11 protein-coding genes and 1 pseudogene are annotated in these 15,607 nt (G+C 73.6%); 1 reads left to right on the top strand and 11 read right to left on the bottom strand.

The window, feature by feature from the left end:
- Positions 1-62 precede the first annotated feature (62 nt).
- The 11 genes and pseudogenes from ABZX30_RS09855 to ABZX30_RS09805 form a co-directional block, all read right to left on the bottom strand.
- Positions 63-1,409 (bottom strand): VWA domain-containing protein, encoded by a 1,347-nt coding sequence (locus tag ABZX30_RS09855; protein WP_355931090.1) that lies wholly within the window; start codon positions 1,407-1,409, stop codon positions 63-65.
- Positions 1,410-1,509: 100 nt separating this feature from the next.
- Positions 1,510-2,874 (bottom strand): PP2C family serine/threonine-protein phosphatase, encoded by a 1,365-nt coding sequence (locus ABZX30_RS09850; RefSeq protein WP_355931087.1) that lies wholly within the window; start codon positions 2,872-2,874, stop codon positions 1,510-1,512.
- A gap of 3 nt (positions 2,875-2,877) precedes the next feature.
- Positions 2,878-5,370 carry a tetratricopeptide repeat protein gene (locus tag ABZX30_RS09845; protein ID WP_355931085.1) on the bottom strand — a complete coding sequence of 831 codons (2,493 nt, stop codon included), beginning with the start codon at positions 5,368-5,370 and terminating at the stop codon, positions 2,878-2,880.
- The gene (locus ABZX30_RS09840; protein ID WP_355931082.1) at positions 5,367-6,698 is read right to left on the bottom strand and encodes a hypothetical protein; all 1,332 of its coding nucleotides are present in this window, start codon (positions 6,696-6,698) and stop codon (positions 5,367-5,369) included. The genes ABZX30_RS09845 and ABZX30_RS09840 overlap by 4 nt, the downstream gene beginning before the upstream one ends.
- 74 nt (positions 6,699-6,772) lie before the next feature.
- Entirely contained in the window at positions 6,773-7,780 is a 1,008-nt protein-coding gene (locus ABZX30_RS09835; protein ID WP_355931079.1) for a glutamate ABC transporter substrate-binding protein, read from the bottom strand.
- Between the two features lie 14 nt (positions 7,781-7,794).
- On the bottom strand, positions 7,795-9,222 hold the full coding sequence (locus ABZX30_RS09830; RefSeq protein ID WP_355931305.1) for a hypothetical protein: 1,428 nt from the start codon (positions 9,220-9,222) through the stop codon (positions 7,795-7,797).
- Positions 9,223-9,357: 135 nt separating this feature from the next.
- On the bottom strand, positions 9,358-10,329 hold the full coding sequence (locus tag ABZX30_RS09825; RefSeq protein ID WP_355931076.1) for a BadF/BadG/BcrA/BcrD ATPase family protein: 972 nt from the start codon (positions 10,327-10,329) through the stop codon (positions 9,358-9,360).
- Entirely contained in the window at positions 10,320-11,585 is a 1,266-nt protein-coding gene (locus ABZX30_RS09820) for a 6-phospho-beta-glucosidase (protein ID WP_355931074.1), read from the bottom strand. The genes ABZX30_RS09825 and ABZX30_RS09820 overlap by 10 nt, the downstream gene beginning before the upstream one ends.
- Positions 11,586-11,591: 6 nt before the next feature.
- Positions 11,592-11,882: pseudogene (locus ABZX30_RS09815) on the bottom strand (carbohydrate ABC transporter permease); the annotation flags it as partial.
- 109 nt (positions 11,883-11,991) lie between these two features.
- A complete protein-coding gene (locus ABZX30_RS09810; RefSeq protein ID WP_355931071.1) occupies positions 11,992-13,203 on the bottom strand; it encodes an ROK family transcriptional regulator in 1,212 nt (403 codons plus the stop codon).
- Positions 13,204-13,629: 426 nt separating this feature from the next.
- Complete coding sequence (locus ABZX30_RS09805; RefSeq protein WP_355931068.1) at positions 13,630-14,736, bottom strand: mechanosensitive ion channel family protein; 1,107 nt, start codon at positions 14,734-14,736, stop codon at positions 13,630-13,632.
- Between the two features lie 310 nt (positions 14,737-15,046).
- Between ABZX30_RS09805 and ABZX30_RS09800 the strand changes: the two genes are divergently transcribed.
- Positions 15,047-15,607: HNH endonuclease (locus tag ABZX30_RS09800; protein ID WP_355931066.1), on the top strand; the 561-nt coding region annotated here is incomplete at its 3' end.

Here is a 15,607-nt window from a genome sequence, read left to right as displayed (position 1 = left end):
CTTCCCCCTCTCTCGCAGGGTCCTGCTAGTCGTTCCGGCTCGTCCCGGCTTGTTCTACGTCACTACTTCTTTACACGAACAGTCTTTGTGGACCGTGTCTCGAGAGTCATCTCGTCGGCCTCCGCGACCTTCGCCTTCAGTCGCACAGTACCTGTCGTGGCGTCGACCACGTCCACCACCTTCGCAAGCAGTTTCGCAGTATCCGCGTTGCCGGAGGCACTGGCGAGCTGGACGGCCCGGCCCAGTTTGGCCGTCGCACCGTCGAAATCGCCCGCTTTGCGCAGGTCGAGGCCCTGTTGGATGGCCTGTGCCAGTTCGGCCTGGCCGGTGTAGTGGGCGACCTGGGGGTTGATCGAGGTCGAGGCGGTCATGTCGTCGGTCCACACCGCCCGTACGAGGCCCTGGGCGCCGAGGTTCCGCACCGTGCCCCCGGCCTCCGGAACGACCAGCGAGACCCGCGCGGCCAGCATCTCCTGGCCGATGCCGGCCGCGGGGACCTCGACGCACACGTGGTAGTCGCGCGACTCGTCGCCCCAGGAGCCGGTGGGGTAGTCCCCGGCGCGCGGGCCCGCCTCGGTGCGGCGGTCGGTCAGCTCCGCCACCGTCGGGGCCACCTGCTTGACGAACCGGACGGTGGTGCCGACCGGCGTCCACAACCTGAGGGCGACGTCCGCGACCTCCTTGCCCATCGCGGTCTCCATCATCCGCGTGAAGTCGGCGGCGAGACCGGCCGGGTCGGCGACGATGTCGGCCGTGCCGAGCAGCGCGGAGGCGATCTCTGTGACTTCTTTCACTTCCCAGTCGGTGCCCACGCCCCGCGCGTCACAGGTGAAGCGTCCGGCGCACTCGTCCAGGGCGGCCCTCAGGTTCCCGGGCGACTCGTGCTCGTTGCGGCCGTCGGTGAGCAGGATGCCGTGCCGGATGGCGACGTCCGCCGTGGACAGCAGGCGGTCGGCGAGCCGCAGCCAGGTGCCGATGGCCGTACCGCCGCCCGCGCCGAGCCGGCGCAGCGCCTGCTTGGCCTGCTCCCGGGTGGTGGCGTCGGCCACGGCCAGCCCGCCGCCGCCCGGATAGACCTCCTTGGCCACGTGGGTGCCGCCGATCACCGCGAAGTGCACGCCGTCGCGCAGGGTGTCGATCGCCGCGGCCGTGGCGTCGCGGGCGTTGCGCATCTTGGTCGGCGGGTAGTCCATCGAGCCCGAACAGTCGACCATGACCGCCACGGCGGCGGAGGGGCCCTGGCCGGCGGTGTAGAGGTGGGGAGCCGTCACCGCGCTGCCCACGGTCCCCCCGCCGGTCGCGGTCACCGTGACGATCGCGTTGACCTCGCGGCCGCCCTCCGGCAGGTACTCGTTCTGGTACACGTCCACCGAGAACTGCGGCACGTTCGACTTGGAGAAATTGGCCATGACCGTTCCGTATCCCCCTCCGGACCCACGGCGCCGTGGGCGATGACTGTGTGCGGACCGGTCCCCTCCGGTCCGCCGGGGCCTCCCCGTGCGCGGCCCCTCAGGCCGATCCTGCCCCCTGCGGCGGAGCCGGGAACGGCAGGACGGCCACTGTTACGTTGTCGTGGCCCCCGCCGTCCAGGGCGTGGCCGACCAGGACCCGGGCGGCGTGCAGCGGGCGGACGGCCGCGTCGAGCGGGACGGCCTCGGCCATCTCCCCGGCCGTCTCCGCGTAGTTCCACAGCCCGTCCGTGCACACCACCACGACACCCGGCCGGTCCGGCTTGAAGGACGCGGTGTGCGGCTCCAGTTCGTAGGCGTCGGCGCCGAGCCAGCCGGTGATGGCGTGGGCCCGCTCGTCGGCGTACGCCTCCGCCTCGTTCATCAGGCCCGCGGCGACCATCTGCGCGGCCCAGGAGTCGTCCTCGGTGAGCCGGGCCGGGGGCGCGGCGCGGTCCAGCGGCACCCAGTAGGCGCGGCTGTCGCCGACCCAGCCGACGACCAGCAGGTCCGAGGTGACCACGGCACCGACGATCGTGCAGGCGGGGGCGTTCTGGTGCACCGCGTGCTCGCGGGCGGTGGGCTCGTCCGCGAGGGCGTTGACCGCGTGCGAGGCGGCCACGATCGCGTCGTGCATGGCCTGCTGCGGGTGGGTGCCGTGCGGCAGGGCGGCCAGCAGCGCCCCGCCCGCCGCCCGGGACGCGGCCAGCGAGGCGTCGTCGGGGCGGGTCGCGGAGGAGACGCCGTCGCAGACGACCGCCAGGACCGCGGGCGAGCCGTCGGGCAGCGCGGCCCGGGCGACGGCGAAGGCGTCCTCGTTGCGGTGGTGACGCAGACCGCGGTCGCTGACGGCGGCGACGGGCCCCGACTCCTGCTCCACGTGGTCGCGTTCGCGGGGCTGGGCGTGCCCGCAGTTCTCGCAGTAGCCGTCGCTGTCCACCCGCCCCGCCCGGCACGCCACGCACACCTTGGCCTCCTCCGCCGCGTTCGCGGCATCCGCGGCCACCCGTGGGTCGGGTGCCTGCAGCGGGTAGTCGTCGGGCTGCGCAGGCCGGTCGAAGCGGACGCCGGAGACCGGGGACGCGGGGGAGCCCGGGGCCTGCGCGGGCACCGGTGGAGGCGGGGACGTGGCCGGTGACAGCGGGGAGCCGCCGGAGTCGGTGCCCGGGAGATCCCCCGGCCGGTGCGCCGCCGGGGTGCCGGGGCCGCCGTCCGGGGCCGGCACCCCGGGCCAGGGGGCGCCCTGGCCGGGGATCCCGCCGGGACCGTCCGCGCCGTTCATGGTGAGCGTCGGGTGGTCCCGCGGCGGCGCGGGCACCGCCGACAGGTCGTACCCGCACACACCGCAGAAACGGTCGTCCGACTCGAGTGGCTCCGCGCAGTTCGGGCACTGCGACAACGCGGCCTGCTGGGGCATCTGCGACATCAACTACACCCACGTCCGGGGGCGGTAACGGTTGGCCCGTTCCACCAGGTCGATCCTCTCCTCACCGCCGGGCGCCAGCCGGGCCAGCGTGCGGTAGGCGCGCTCCAGGCCGAAGCGGAGGCCCCGCTCGTCCAGACCGCTGCCGAGCAGCACCCGGCCGCTCACCGCGGGCCGGGCACCCTCGCCCCCGGAGAGTATCCAGTCGAGCGCGCTGCCGAGCACTTCCGCCGACAACCGCTCGCGGCGCGCCGGGTCCAGACCGTACGCCTGCAACGCCTCGACCTGGGCTGCGGCGGCGGTCAGGTCCTCCAGGAACGGCGTGTCGGCGGCGGTCGCCGTGCGCTGTCTCAGCCGGGCCCGCACGGCGGCCACGCGCGCCGCCGTGTAGTGGATGGAGGACTCCGGCACCGACTCCAGCGTCCCCACCCCGTCCCGCCGGTCCCCGGCCGCGAGCTGCACGCGGGCCAGGCCGAACGCGGCGCTGACATGGCTCGGGTCGGTCGACCACACCAGGCGGTAGTACTCGGCGGCGTTGTCGAGCTGGCCGAGCACCTCCGCGCACAGGCCGAGCGCCAGCTTCGGGGCGCTCTCGCCGGGGAAGGCGTCGTAGATGGCGTCGAAGGAGAGCGCGGCGCCCTCGAAGTCCCCGGTCGCCAGCGCGGCCACGCCCCAGTACCACACCACCCGCCAGTCGTCGGGCCGTTCCTCCTCCAGGCGCGCCAGGGAGGTCAGCGCCGCCTCGGCGTCGCCCTGTTCCAACCGGGCGCGGATCTGCCGCAGCCGCGTCTCCACCGTCTGCTGCGGCGCCGCCGCCAGCGCGCCGATCAGCTCGCCCGGCGCGGAGGCCATCAGGCCCGCCAGGAAGCCCGCGTTGGGGTCGGCCGGGTCGACGTGCGGCACGGGCAGCGCGAGGGCGGCGGCGGGCGTGTGGACGGGCTTGACGAGGCCGGGGGAGCCGGGCGGGGCGGCGGGCGTCGCCGCGCCCTTCACCCGAGCCGCTCTGGCTCCCAGCAGCGACACGTCCCCGGCCGGCTCGGGGAACAACTCCGTGTCCGTGACCTTCACCTCGGGCCCGAACAGCGTCGACAGCGCGGGCCGGGCCCGTCCCGTCTGCAGGGACACGACCTCCCGCAGGACGCCCGTCAGCTGCTCGGACATCTCCTGCGCGGAGGCGAACCGGCGGGCCGGGTCGGGGTCGGTGGCGCGGACCAGCAGCCGGTAGAAGGACTCGTACCGGTGGAAGACCTCGATGGTGTCCGGGTCGGGCAGGGAGTCCACGAAGACGTTCGTGTAGCCCTGGAAGTCGAAGGTGAGGACCGCGAGCGTACGGCCCACCGTGTACAGGTCGGAGGCCACCGACGGGCCGGCCTCGGCGACCTCCGGCGCCTGGTAGCCCACCGTGCCGTAGATCGCCGACTCGTCGTCGTCCATGCGGCGCACCGCGCCCATGTCGATCAGCTTGAGCTGGTCCTCGGTCTGGATGGCGTTGTCGACCTTGAAGTCGCAGTACAGCAGGTTGCGGCTGTGCAGGTGGCCGAGCGCCTCGAGCGCCTCGATGCCGTACGCGCAGGCCTGCTCCACCGGCAGCGGGTCCCGTCGGCCGCCCGGGGTGCGGCGGGCGTTGGCGATCTCCTTCAGCGACTTGCCGCCGACGTACTCCATGACGATGTAGCCGTCGAGGGAGCCCGTGCGCTGGTCGAGGTGCTCCACGAAGTTGTAGATCCGCACGATGTTGGCGTGCTCGATCTCCGCGAGGAAGCGCCGCTCGGAGATCGCGGCCGCCATCGCGTCCTGGTCGCCGGTGTCCAGCAGGCCCTTGAGCACCACCCACCGGTCGGAGACCGCGCGGTCCACCGCCAGGTATATCCAGCCCAGGCCGCCGTGCGCCAGGCAGCCCACGACCTCGTACTGGCCGTGCACGATGTCCCCGGCCTTCAGCTTCGGCACGAACGAGTACGGGTGGCCGCACTTGGTGCAGAAGCCCTCCGTGCGCCCGGGGCTCTCCCCGCGTGCCCGGCCGACCGGCGCACCGCAGTCCGAGCGCGAGCAGAACCGCTTCCGCTCGGGCACCTCCGGGTGGTCCAGCACCATCACGCGCGGGTCGGGACGCGGCACCTGCGGCACCGTCACCAGCCCGGCGCCCAGCCTGCTGCGCGCCGACGACCCGGCGGCCGAACCGGAGCTGCGCACCGACACCGAGCGGCCCGTCGAGGTGCCCGGGGACCGGGAGAGCCGCCCCGACACCGAACGGCGGGACTTCGACGAGTGCGACGAGTGCGTCGTCGTCCGTGCGCTGCGGCTGCTGGAGGGCGCGCCGGGACCGTCCGAGGAGCCGTTGCCGCCGCCGGCGATCCCGGTGGGCGGCGAGCCCACCATGCCGCTCGCGCTGACGACCGGGGCGAGACCGCAGGTGTCGCAGTACAGCTCGCCGCCGCCCACGTCCTCGTAACGGCCCCCGCAGTCCGGCCGCTGGCACGTCCGCTGTGCCTGACTCACGTCTGTTCCCCCCTACGGTCCTCGGGCCCGCCCTGCTGCGGCACGCGCGGCGCGCCGATCTGTTCGGCCGCCGCCCGCTGGTAGCGCAGCACCGCCTCTTCGGCGACCCGCAGGTCGCAGGGCGCGCTCCACAGCATGCGGCGCGCGGCGTCGTAGCGCTCGACGAGGAACGGGTCCTCGGCGAGACCGTGCCGGGCCACCTTCGCCTTGTACGCGTCGAGCCGGCCGCGCAGTTCGGCGCGGACCGCCAGCGGCGCGGTGACCGCGGTCAGCGACTCGCGGGCGCGCAGCAGTTCGTCCTCCGCCTTCTGCTCCAGCGACTCCAGGAGCGGGGAGAGCCGGTGCCACTGGGCCTGCCTGCGGTACTCGGCGGCCGCCGCCAGCTGTTCCTGCAGCGCGGTCGGCGGGCCGCTGACCACCGGCACCTCCGTCGCGGCGATCTTCGCCAGCACCTCGCCGCGCGCGGTGCGGGCCTCGGCGAGGGTGCGGTCCGCGCGCGAGAGCAGGTCCCGCAGCCGCACCAACCGCTGCTCGGCGTCCTGGCGGACCGTCAGCACCGCGTCGATCTCCCGCCGCACGTCCTCGAGGGCGCGCGCCTCACGGTCGTACACGGTGGTGTCCGGCCTGCCGCCGCCCGGCGCCGAGCTGCCCTCGGCCGGCACCCAGAAGGCGAGCGGGTCGGAGACCACCTGTTCGCGCAGCCTGGTCAGCGTGCGTGTGATGCGGTCCAGGTCGTCGCCCGCCGGATGCTCGCCGGGGCGCACGCCGACCGAGTGCGCCAGCTTGCGCGTGCGCTGGAGCTCCGCGGCCAGTAGATCGATCCGGGCGGGCAGTGCCGACCACACCGCGTCGGCGGCGACGACCATGTCCAGCGAGCGTGCGTACAGCTCGTTCATCCGGTCCACCAGGGCGGCCAGCGAGAACCGCTCGCTGAGCCGGCCGGCGGCGGACAGCAGCGTCGGCGCGTTCGCGGCGGCGGCCGCGCTGCCCGCGACCGTGACGGACTCGCCGCGCAGCAGCTCGGTCAGCTCCACCAGGTCCTCGCGGCTGGACCAGCGGCGCCGGGCGCGGATCTCCCGGGCGGTGCGCAGTGCCGCCGTGTACGCGTCGAAGTACGCCCACAGCAGCGTGATCGACGCCTCCGTGGCCGTCCAGCGCTCCTGGGTGGTGCCGGTGAGTTCGGCGCCTTCGAGGAGTCTGCGGCCCGCGTGGTCCTGCAGGGCGAGCAACGAGGTCTCGATCGCCTCGTGCTCCGCGCCGAGCCGCGCCAGCGCACGGTCCACCTCGTCCCGGTCCATCACCGGCCCGGCGGGGTCCGTGACGCCCATCGATCACCTCTCGCTCTCGTCGCCTCAACTCTGCTGGAGTTCATGCCCGAAGATCGCCCGCGCGACGCCCCCGGTCAGCTCTTGAGCAGATACTCCGGGGCGGGTGGCTTCGACGGGCCCGCGTCCTCCCCCAGTGTGGCCGAAAGCCATCTGTCGTACGACGCCTGCCAGCCGCTCGCGCGGTACTGCACCAGGATCTGGTTGACCCGGCGTATCAGATCCTTCGCGTCCTTGTTCATCGCCACGCCGTAGTAGTCGACGGTGAAGGGGTCGCCCTTCAGTTCGACCGTCGGGTCCTGGGCGGCCTGGCTGGCGGCGAGGGCGGCGTCGGTGACGACGGCGTCGACCTCGCCGAGCTGGAGCCGCACCAGGCAGTCGAGCTGGTTGGGGACGGCGACCAGCTTGCCGGCCGGCTTGTCCTCGGCCAGCCGGGTGGAGGCGGTCGAACCGTCGGCCGCGCACACCCGCCGGTGCGCCAGCGTGGAGCCGTACCCCTTGATGGGCGACGACTTGGGTGCCAGTACCTGCTGGCCGGTCTTGAAGTACGGTGCGGAGAAGGTGACGTCGTCCAGGCGTTCGCAGGTGATGGTCATCGTGCGGACGACCATGTCGACGCGGCCGTTCTTGACGGCCTCGGTGCGCTGGCTGGTGGGGATGGCCTTGAACTGGACCGCCTTGGAGTCGCCGAGGATGTCCTGGGCGATCCGGTGGGCGAGGTCGATGTCGAAGCCCTCGAGCTCCGCGCCCTTGGTGTTGGGGTTGCGGTAACCCCAGCGGTAACTGTTCTGGTCGACGCCCACGATGATCTTGCGTTTGTCGCCCTGGCGGGCCTTGATCCTGGCGATCGTGGGACCGTCCGCGCCCGACGGCGACAGCGTCTGGTTCTCCGGATGCGTGCACGTCCCGGCCCGCGCCTGGCGCCCCTCGGCGACCCGCTGCCCGCCGCGGCCCGGCCCGTCGCCCCCGTGCGACTGGCTCAGCGGCAGCAACAGCACGAAGGCCAGCGCCAACGCGCACAGCACCGCCATCGCCCCCACCCCGCCCCAGCCCCGCAGCGCGGCCCGTGCTCGTCGTGTGTGCATGGTCGTGCCCCCTGTCACCGGTACTCCGAAAGCCTGCGGCCGATGCCCAGCACGGCGCCCGCCGCGCCCAGGACGGCGAGGGCGGCGGCGCCGGCCGGGAGGCCGGTCATCGCGTCGCGGCCGTCGCCGGCGGACTTCTGGAACTCGGCCTGTTCGTGGGCGAGCGCCTGCTCCAGGTTGTCGTCCACGGCGTCGAAGCACTCGCCGGTCGCGCCCTTCGCGCCGATCACCAGGTCGAGGGCCTGCTCGTAGTTGCCGTACTCGTCCTGGCGACGGGCCGACGCGTGGCGCTCGTTCCACTCGGTCATGTTGCCCTCGGCCGCCCGGACCGGCTTGCTGCCCGCCCGGTCGTCGGCGAGACCGGCCGCCTCGGACAGGCGCTCGCCGAGGTCCTTGATGTCCTTGTCGAAGTCGTAGTAGTAGGCGTCGTAGATCTTGCCGCCGACCTTGGTGGTCTCGGCGCCGCGTGACACCAGGCCGAGGTTCTCGTTGCCGCGCGCCTTCAGGGAGGCGATGCGCGCGTCGTGCAGCACGTTCAGCGAACGCACGCCGTGCCGGTAGGAGCCGTCGAGGCCCGCGCGGGCGACGGAGTGGCCGACGACCAGCCAGAGCAGGACCACCGTGGCGGCGGCCGTCGCCGCGACCAGGCCGTGGCTGAGGACCCGGTTGGTGCGCCGGTACTCGCGGTGCTGGGCCCAGGCGAGCGCGGCCAGCGCGAGGACCCCGAGCGCTATCGCGGCCCACGGATAGGGCGTGGCGTCCGCGTAGTCCGCGCTCAGCCGCTGGTTCTCCTTCGTGTAGAGATCCTGGGCCGCCGGGAGCATGTCGTTCTGCATCTTCTCGTTGGCGTACCGCAGATACGCGCCGCCCACCGGATAGCCCTGCCGGTTGTACGTGCGGGCACGCTCGATCAGGCCCTTGTACTCCGGGAGCAGCTTGTTGAGCCGGGTGACGCTCCTCTCCGAGGGGGAGCCCGGGTCGGCGGCCGCGGCGGCCTTGACGAGCCCCGCCGCGGCGTTGCGGATGTCCTTCTCGTACCGGTCGCGGGTGGCCGAGGTCTCCTGACCGCCCGCCAGGAACCCGCTGGACGCGGCCGTGTTGGCGTCCGCCAGGGAACGGTAGATGTCGGCCGCGCCCGAGCTGAGCGGCTGGCTGCTGTGCAGCACGTCGTCGGCGGCGGCCGCCCGCTCGCTCTCCTGCCAGGCGGTGACCGCGCCGAACGCGACGACCAGCAGGGCCAGCACGGCACCGATGACACGCAGCCGGCCCGGTTCCGTCGTCGCCGCGGCGCGCAGCCGCTCGGCGCCCTCGGCGAACGCGGTGCGGCGGGGTGGCGCCGGAACGGGTGCAGGTGTCCCGGCCGGAACCGGTACGGGTACCGGTGGCCGTGCCGGTGGCGCCGGGCTGCTCGTCGGCGGGTGTGTCACCTTGACCTCCCCCATGGTCATCTGCCTGCCGACCAGTATCACCGCAGGGTCCGACATCGGGCAGCGGGGGGCGGTTCCGTCACCTCCCCGTGCCCATGAACACGCGTCGGGATCCTCCTCGGTTCCACGGGAGGGGCCCGGCCGGAGCGATCAGACCTCCCAGTGGCTCCGCGCCCGTTCCCCCGCCTCGGCCGCCGCCCCCAGCCGGTCCAGCCCCAGCAGCGCGGCCCCCAGGACCGGGCTCGCCGTCACCACCCGGGCCACCGCCTTCGGTGCCCGCACGGCCAGCAGCTCCGCGATCCGGTCGTCGAGCTGGGCGTGCCCGGCCGTGAGCACACCGCCCCCGAGCAGCACCGGCGTCTCCTGGTCCAGCAGGTCCAGGCGGGACAGCGCCACCGAGGCCATGGTCACCACCTCCTCGGCCAGCCGGTCCACCACGGCCCGTGCCACCGCGTCGCCGTCCGCCGCGGTCGCGAACAGCACCGGCGTCAGCTCGTGCCGCCGCGGGTGCTCGAGGCGTTCCAGGTGCAGGGCCTCGATGAGGGCGTACATGGAATCCAGCCCGAAGTGGGCCGGCAGCGTACGGGCCAGCTCGGTGGGCTCGCCCCGGCCGTCCTCCGCGCGGGCGGCGAACCACAGGGCCTCCTCCGCCAGGCCCCAGCCGCCGCCCCAGTCCCCGGAGATGCGGCCCAGGGCGGGGAAGCGGGCGGTGCGGCCGTCGGGGCGCATGCCCACGCAGTTGATGCCCGCGCCGCAGACCACCGCGACCCCCCGGGGCTCGGCCGCGCCCGCCCGCAGGATCGCGAAGGTGTCGTTGCGGACCTCCACCGTCGCACCCCACGCGCGCGCGTGCAGGGCGGCCGCCAGCCGCTCCTCCTCCACCGGCAGGTCGGCGTTGGCGAGGCAGGCGGAGACGTGCGAGACGGAGTCCACGCCGGCGGCCGAGCAGGCCAGGGCCACGGCCCGCGCCAGCTCGTCCACCGCCGCGGGCACGCCCACCGTCGGCGGACGGAACCCGCCGCCGCGGGCCGTGGCCAGGACGCGGCCGTCCGCCGCCAGGACCGCGACGTCGGTCTTGCTGTTGCCCGCGTCGATGGCGAGGACGCTTGCGGTCAGGCCCACGCGAGGTACTCCCGGTTGTGCGCGACCAGTTGGTCGGTGAGGGCCTCGGCGTACTCGTACTGGCCGATCAGCGGATGGGACAGCAGCGCCCGGAACACCCGCTCCCGTCCGCCGCGCAGTGCCGCCTCCAGCGCCAGCTCCTCGTAGGCCGTCACGTTCGCCACCAGCCCCGCGTACAGCGGGTCGAGCCGCGGCGCGGGCAGCGGGACCGGCCCCGTCGGACCGACCGCCGCCTGCACCTCGATCACCGCGTCGTCGGGCAGGAACGGCAGGGTGCCCCGGTTGAGGGTGTTCACCACCTGGTAGGGGCTGCCGGCCCCGCGCAGCAGCGCCGCCGCCAGGTCCACCGCCGCCTCCGAGTAGTGGGCGCCGCCGCGCCGGGCGAGCAGCTCCGGCTTCTCGTCCAGGGCCGGATCGCCGTACATCGCCAGCAACTCCTTCTCCATCCGGGCCACTTCGGCCGCCCGGGACGGCGTGGTGCGCAGCTCCCGCACCACCGCGTCGTGCGCGTAGTAGTACCGCAGGTAGTACGACGGGACCACCCCCAGCCGGTCCAGGAGCGAGCGGGGCAGACGCAGGTCGGCGGCGACGGCCTCGCCGTGTCCGGCCAGCAGCCCGGGCAGGACGTCCTCGCCCTCGGGGCCGCCGAGGCGGACGCCCGTCTCCCAGGTGAGGTGGTTGAGGCCGACGTGGTCGAGGTGGAGGTCGGCGGGTGCCACGCCGAGCAGGCCGGCGAACTTCCGCTGGAGGCCGATCGCCACGTTGCACAGTCCGACCGCCCTGTGTCCGGCCTGGAGCAGGGCACGGGTGACGATGCCCACGGGGTTGGTGAAGTCGATGATCCACGCGCGCGGGTTGGCCCGGCGGACCCGCTCGGCGATGCCGAGCACCACCGGGACCGTCCGCAGCGCCTTGGCCAGGCCGCCCGCGCCGGTCGTCTCCTGCCCGACGCAGCCGCACTCCAGCGGCCAGGTCTCGTCCCTCTCACGGGCCGCCTGCCCGCCGACCCGGAGCTGGAGCAGCACCGCGTCCGCGCCCTCGACGGCCGCGTCCAGGTCGCCGGTCGTGACGATCCGGCCGGCGTGGCCCTGCTTGGCGAAGATCCGGCGGGCCAGGCCGCCCACCGGCTCCAGGCGGTCGGCGGCCGGATCGACGAGCACCAGCTCCTCGACGGGCAGGGTGTCCCTGAGGCGGGCGAACCCGTCGACGAGTTCGGGCGTGTAGGTCGACCCTCCGCCGACCACGGTGAGTTTCATACGGGATCAACCCTTCACTCCGGTGAGCGTGACGCCCTCGACGCATGCTTTCTGGGCGAAGAAGAACACGAGGATCACGGGGGCCATGACCAGCCCGGTGGCGGCCATGGTGAGGTTCCGGTCCGTGTGGTGCGCGCCTTCGAAGGACTCCAGGCCGTGGCTCGGGGTCCAGGGGCCCGGATTTTCGGAGGCGTAGATCCGGGGCCCGGAGTAGTCGTTCCAGGCGTGGAAGAACGGGAAGAGCGCGACGGCCGCGATCCCGGGCTTCGTCATCGGCAGGACGACCCTCGGCAGGGTCTGGCTTCGGGCATGACGGATCTCCCTGGGACGGGGCGGTGAGGGAAAGGGGCCTTGCGAGGGGGCCGTGCGGGAAGGGGGACGTGCCGGAAGAGGCCGGGCGGGAGGTTCAGCGGGAGGTGTCGAAGACCTCGTCGCGGGTGGTCGCCAGCGCGCTCTCCAGCGCGCCGCGCAGGACGGGGTGTTCCCGGACGTCGCCGACGACCAGGCGCGGGCGCGGTGCCGCCAGTTCCTCCAGTTCGGCCTGGACGAGTGCGCGCAGCACCTCGCCGCCGGCGGTGAGGGAGGCGCCGCTGAGGACGACGAGCTCGGGGTCGAGGACGGAGACGAGGGAGGCGAGACCGGTGGCGAGCCGGGTCGCGTAGGTCTGGAGCAGCCGCCGGTGCGGTCCGCCCGCGTGATCGGCGGCGCGGGCCACCAGTTCGGCGGCGACCTCGGCGTAGGGGCCGGCCGGCACCTCGTCGACGCCGAGTTCACGGGCCAGTTCCGGCAGGGCCTGCGAACCCGCCAGTTCCTGGTAACCGCCGCTGTTGGCCCTGGTCACCCGGCGGACCAGGGGGGCGCCCGGCACCGGCAGGAAGCCGACCTCGCCCGCGCCGCCGGTCCAGCCGCGGTGCAGCCGCCCGCCGAGGACCAGGGCGGCGCCCAGACCCTCCTGGTTCCACAGCAGGACGAAGTCCGTGTGGCCCCGGGCCGCGCCGAGCCGCTGCTCCGCTGTCGCGACCAGGTTGACGTCGTTCTCGTACTCGACCGGCATCGGCAGCGCGGCGGCGAGTTCGTCGAGCAGTGCCGGGGAGTGCCAGCCGGGCAGGTGGGAGGCGTAGCGGAGCCGGCCGGTGCCCGGGTCGAAGGCGCCCGGGGTGCCGATGACCAGCCGGCGGACGTCGTCCCGGGTCAGGCCCGCGGCCTTCACCGCGCCGTCGAGGGCGTCGGTGACCTGCCGGACGACGGGCTGCTCCGGGCGCCTGCCGGGGGTGGGCAGTTCGTACTCGCCCACCGTGCGGCCGGTGATGTCGGCGACGGCGGCGCGGATCCGGCCCGGGGTGACGTCGAGCCCGGCGGCGTGCGCGGCGGTGGGGTTGACCGCGTAGAGCTGTGCGCTGGGTCCCGGGCGGCCCTCGCTGGTGCCGGTGGCCCGGACCAGGCCCGCCGCCTCCAGACGGGCCAGGAGCTGGGAGGCGGTCGGCTTGGACAGGCCGGTGAGCTTGCCGATCCGCGTGCGCGACAGCGGCCCGTGCTCCAGGAGGAGGTCGAGGGCGGCGCGGTCGTTCATGGCGCGCAGGACGCGCGGGGTGCCCGGCGTACCGGCGGATCCTGCCATGGGTTTCGACACCTGCCCTTCCGACTGCCCAGCTTCCCAGTGACCTGGGACCACGTCCACCCGGTGATCACTGGCCGATCACTGTTAGGAAAGTTTCCTGTTGAGTGGGAGGACGGTAAGCCCAGGACGAAGAGGGCGTCAATAGACACCGCCCCCGGGGCGACGGAGCCGTTGCCGGGGGCGGGCGGTCCCGGACCGGTTCAGCCGGCGAGGAACGGGGCCGTGTCGAGGGTCGGGGTACGGCTCCGGGAGAGGGAGCGGGTCGCTCCATGATCGGCTCCGCGCTCAACACCGGGTCTCCTGGTCGGATCAATGCCAGGCCAAGCCCGCGCCGGGCGCCCCGGCAGAACGATCGGGCACCCGACGGCCGCCCGTGCCGGATGCCCCACCCCTTCACTCGAACGAGCGTGCCGAACCGTTCCCCCCCTACTTCCCCGGAGGCGTCGCCCGCTGCGGAGTGACCGGCGCCGTGGCCGCCACCTGGGGGGAGTCCGCGTCGGAGTACACCGCGGGCGCGGCCACCGCGGCCGTCGGGTCGGGGGTCTCGGACTCCTCCTGGACGGCCGTCGCCCCGCCCACGATGCGGATGCTCGCCGCGTCGAAGGCGCGCTTGACGCGCCAGCGCAGCTCGCGCTCGACCGCCAGGGACTTGCCGGGCATCGTCCGGGCGGATATCCGCACCACCATCGAGTCCAGCAGCACGCTGTCCAGGCCGAGCACCTCGATCGGGCTCCACAGGAGCTCGTTCCAGGGCTCCTCCTTGCTCATCTTCTCGGCCACCTCGTCGAGGGTGGCCTTCAGCCGGTCCAGGTCCTCGTCCGCCTTGACCGTGACGTCCACGCCCGCCGTCGCCCAGCCCTGCGAGAGGTTGCCGATGCGCTTGACCTCGCCGTTGCGGACGTACCAGATCGCCCCGTTGTCGCCGCGCAGCTTGGTCACGCGCAGCCCGACCTCGATCACCTCGCCGGAGGCGACACCCGCGTCGATCACGTCGCCCACGCCGTACTGGTCCTCGAGGATCATGAACACGCCGGAGAGGAAGTCGGTGACCAGGTTGCGGGCACCGAAACCGATCGCCACGCCGGCCACACCGGCGGACGCCAGCAGCGGGGCCAGGTTGATCTTGAAGGTGGACAGGATCATCAGCGCGGCCGTGCCGAGGATCAGGAAACTCGCCACCGACCGCAGCACCGAGCCGATCGCCGCCGCCCGCTGCCGTCGCCGCTCGGCGTTGACCAGCAGTCCGCCCAGCGAGGAGCCGTCACCCGTCGGCACGGTCCGGGTCATCCGGTCGATGAGCTGGGTGATCGCCCGCCGCACCACCGCTCTGAGGGTCACCGCCACGACCAGGACCAGCAGGATCTGCAGACCCATCGCGAGCCAGGTCGACCAGTTCTGCTCCACCCAGCTGGCGGCGTTCGTCGCGCTCTCCTGGGCGTCCTGGAACGACGGCACGGTGGCCGTCGACCCCGAGGGGGACGGCGACGGCGACGGTGACGTTCCGGCGGCCGGCAGGACGGCGGGCAAGGACACGGCAGGTACCTCCAGGCGCGGTACCCATCCGGTGCGACGGTCGATGTCGCTGAGGTCACGGAAAGGTCACCGGACGGGCAGAACCACCACACTAACGGGGCATTGTGTGTGCCAACGCCGGATCCGTGCAGGAGAGACCGTGCTCACCTGCGCTTGAACAGGCCGTGATCCGGGGGATGAATGCGATGTGGTCGAAAACACTCCCAGCCCGTTACCAGGAGATGGTGGCGCTTCCACCAGCCCTGAGGGGAGACTGACTACAGATCGTCCCGGCGCGAGCCACGCGCCGCCGACGCCCAAGGAGGCACCCGTGCCGCACGTCCTGGTCCTCAACGCGTCGTACGAGCCGCTCGGCGTCGTACCGCTCCGCCGCGCGCTCGTCCTCGTACTGGAGAACAAGGCCGTCTCCCTCGAGGAATCCGGCGCCTACATGCACAGCGCGACCGTCACAGTCCCCGCACCCAGCGTGGTCCGGCTCAAGCGATTCGTACGGGTTCCCTACCGGGGGCCCGTTCCTCTGACCAGGCGCGCGCTCTTCGCGCGCGACGGGGGCCGGTGCATGTACTGCGGTGGTGTCGCAACCAGCGTCGACCACGTCATCCCGCGCAGCCGCGGGGGCAAGCACGTCTGGGACAACGTGGTGGCGTCCTGCCGCCGCTGCAACCACGTGAAGGCCGACCGACACCTGGTCGAGATCGGCTGGCGGCTGCGCCACAAACCCGCCCCGCCCACCGGCCTGGCCTGGCGCATCATCGGGACCGGACATAGGGACCCGCGGAGGAGACCGACCCCGGGCTGTCCGCGCTCGCCGCGGACCGCCGCGCCCTCGTCGAGCAGACCGACCACGCCGAGTGGGTCGACCAGCAGCGCG

Origin of the sequence: Streptomyces sp. NPDC004542, assembly GCF_040610035.1 — a bacterium.
Lineage (GTDB): Bacteria > Actinomycetota > Actinomycetes > Streptomycetales > Streptomycetaceae > Streptomyces.
Note: the sequence above shows the minus strand (reverse complement) of the source record. Positions and strands in the feature narration are given on the sequence as shown.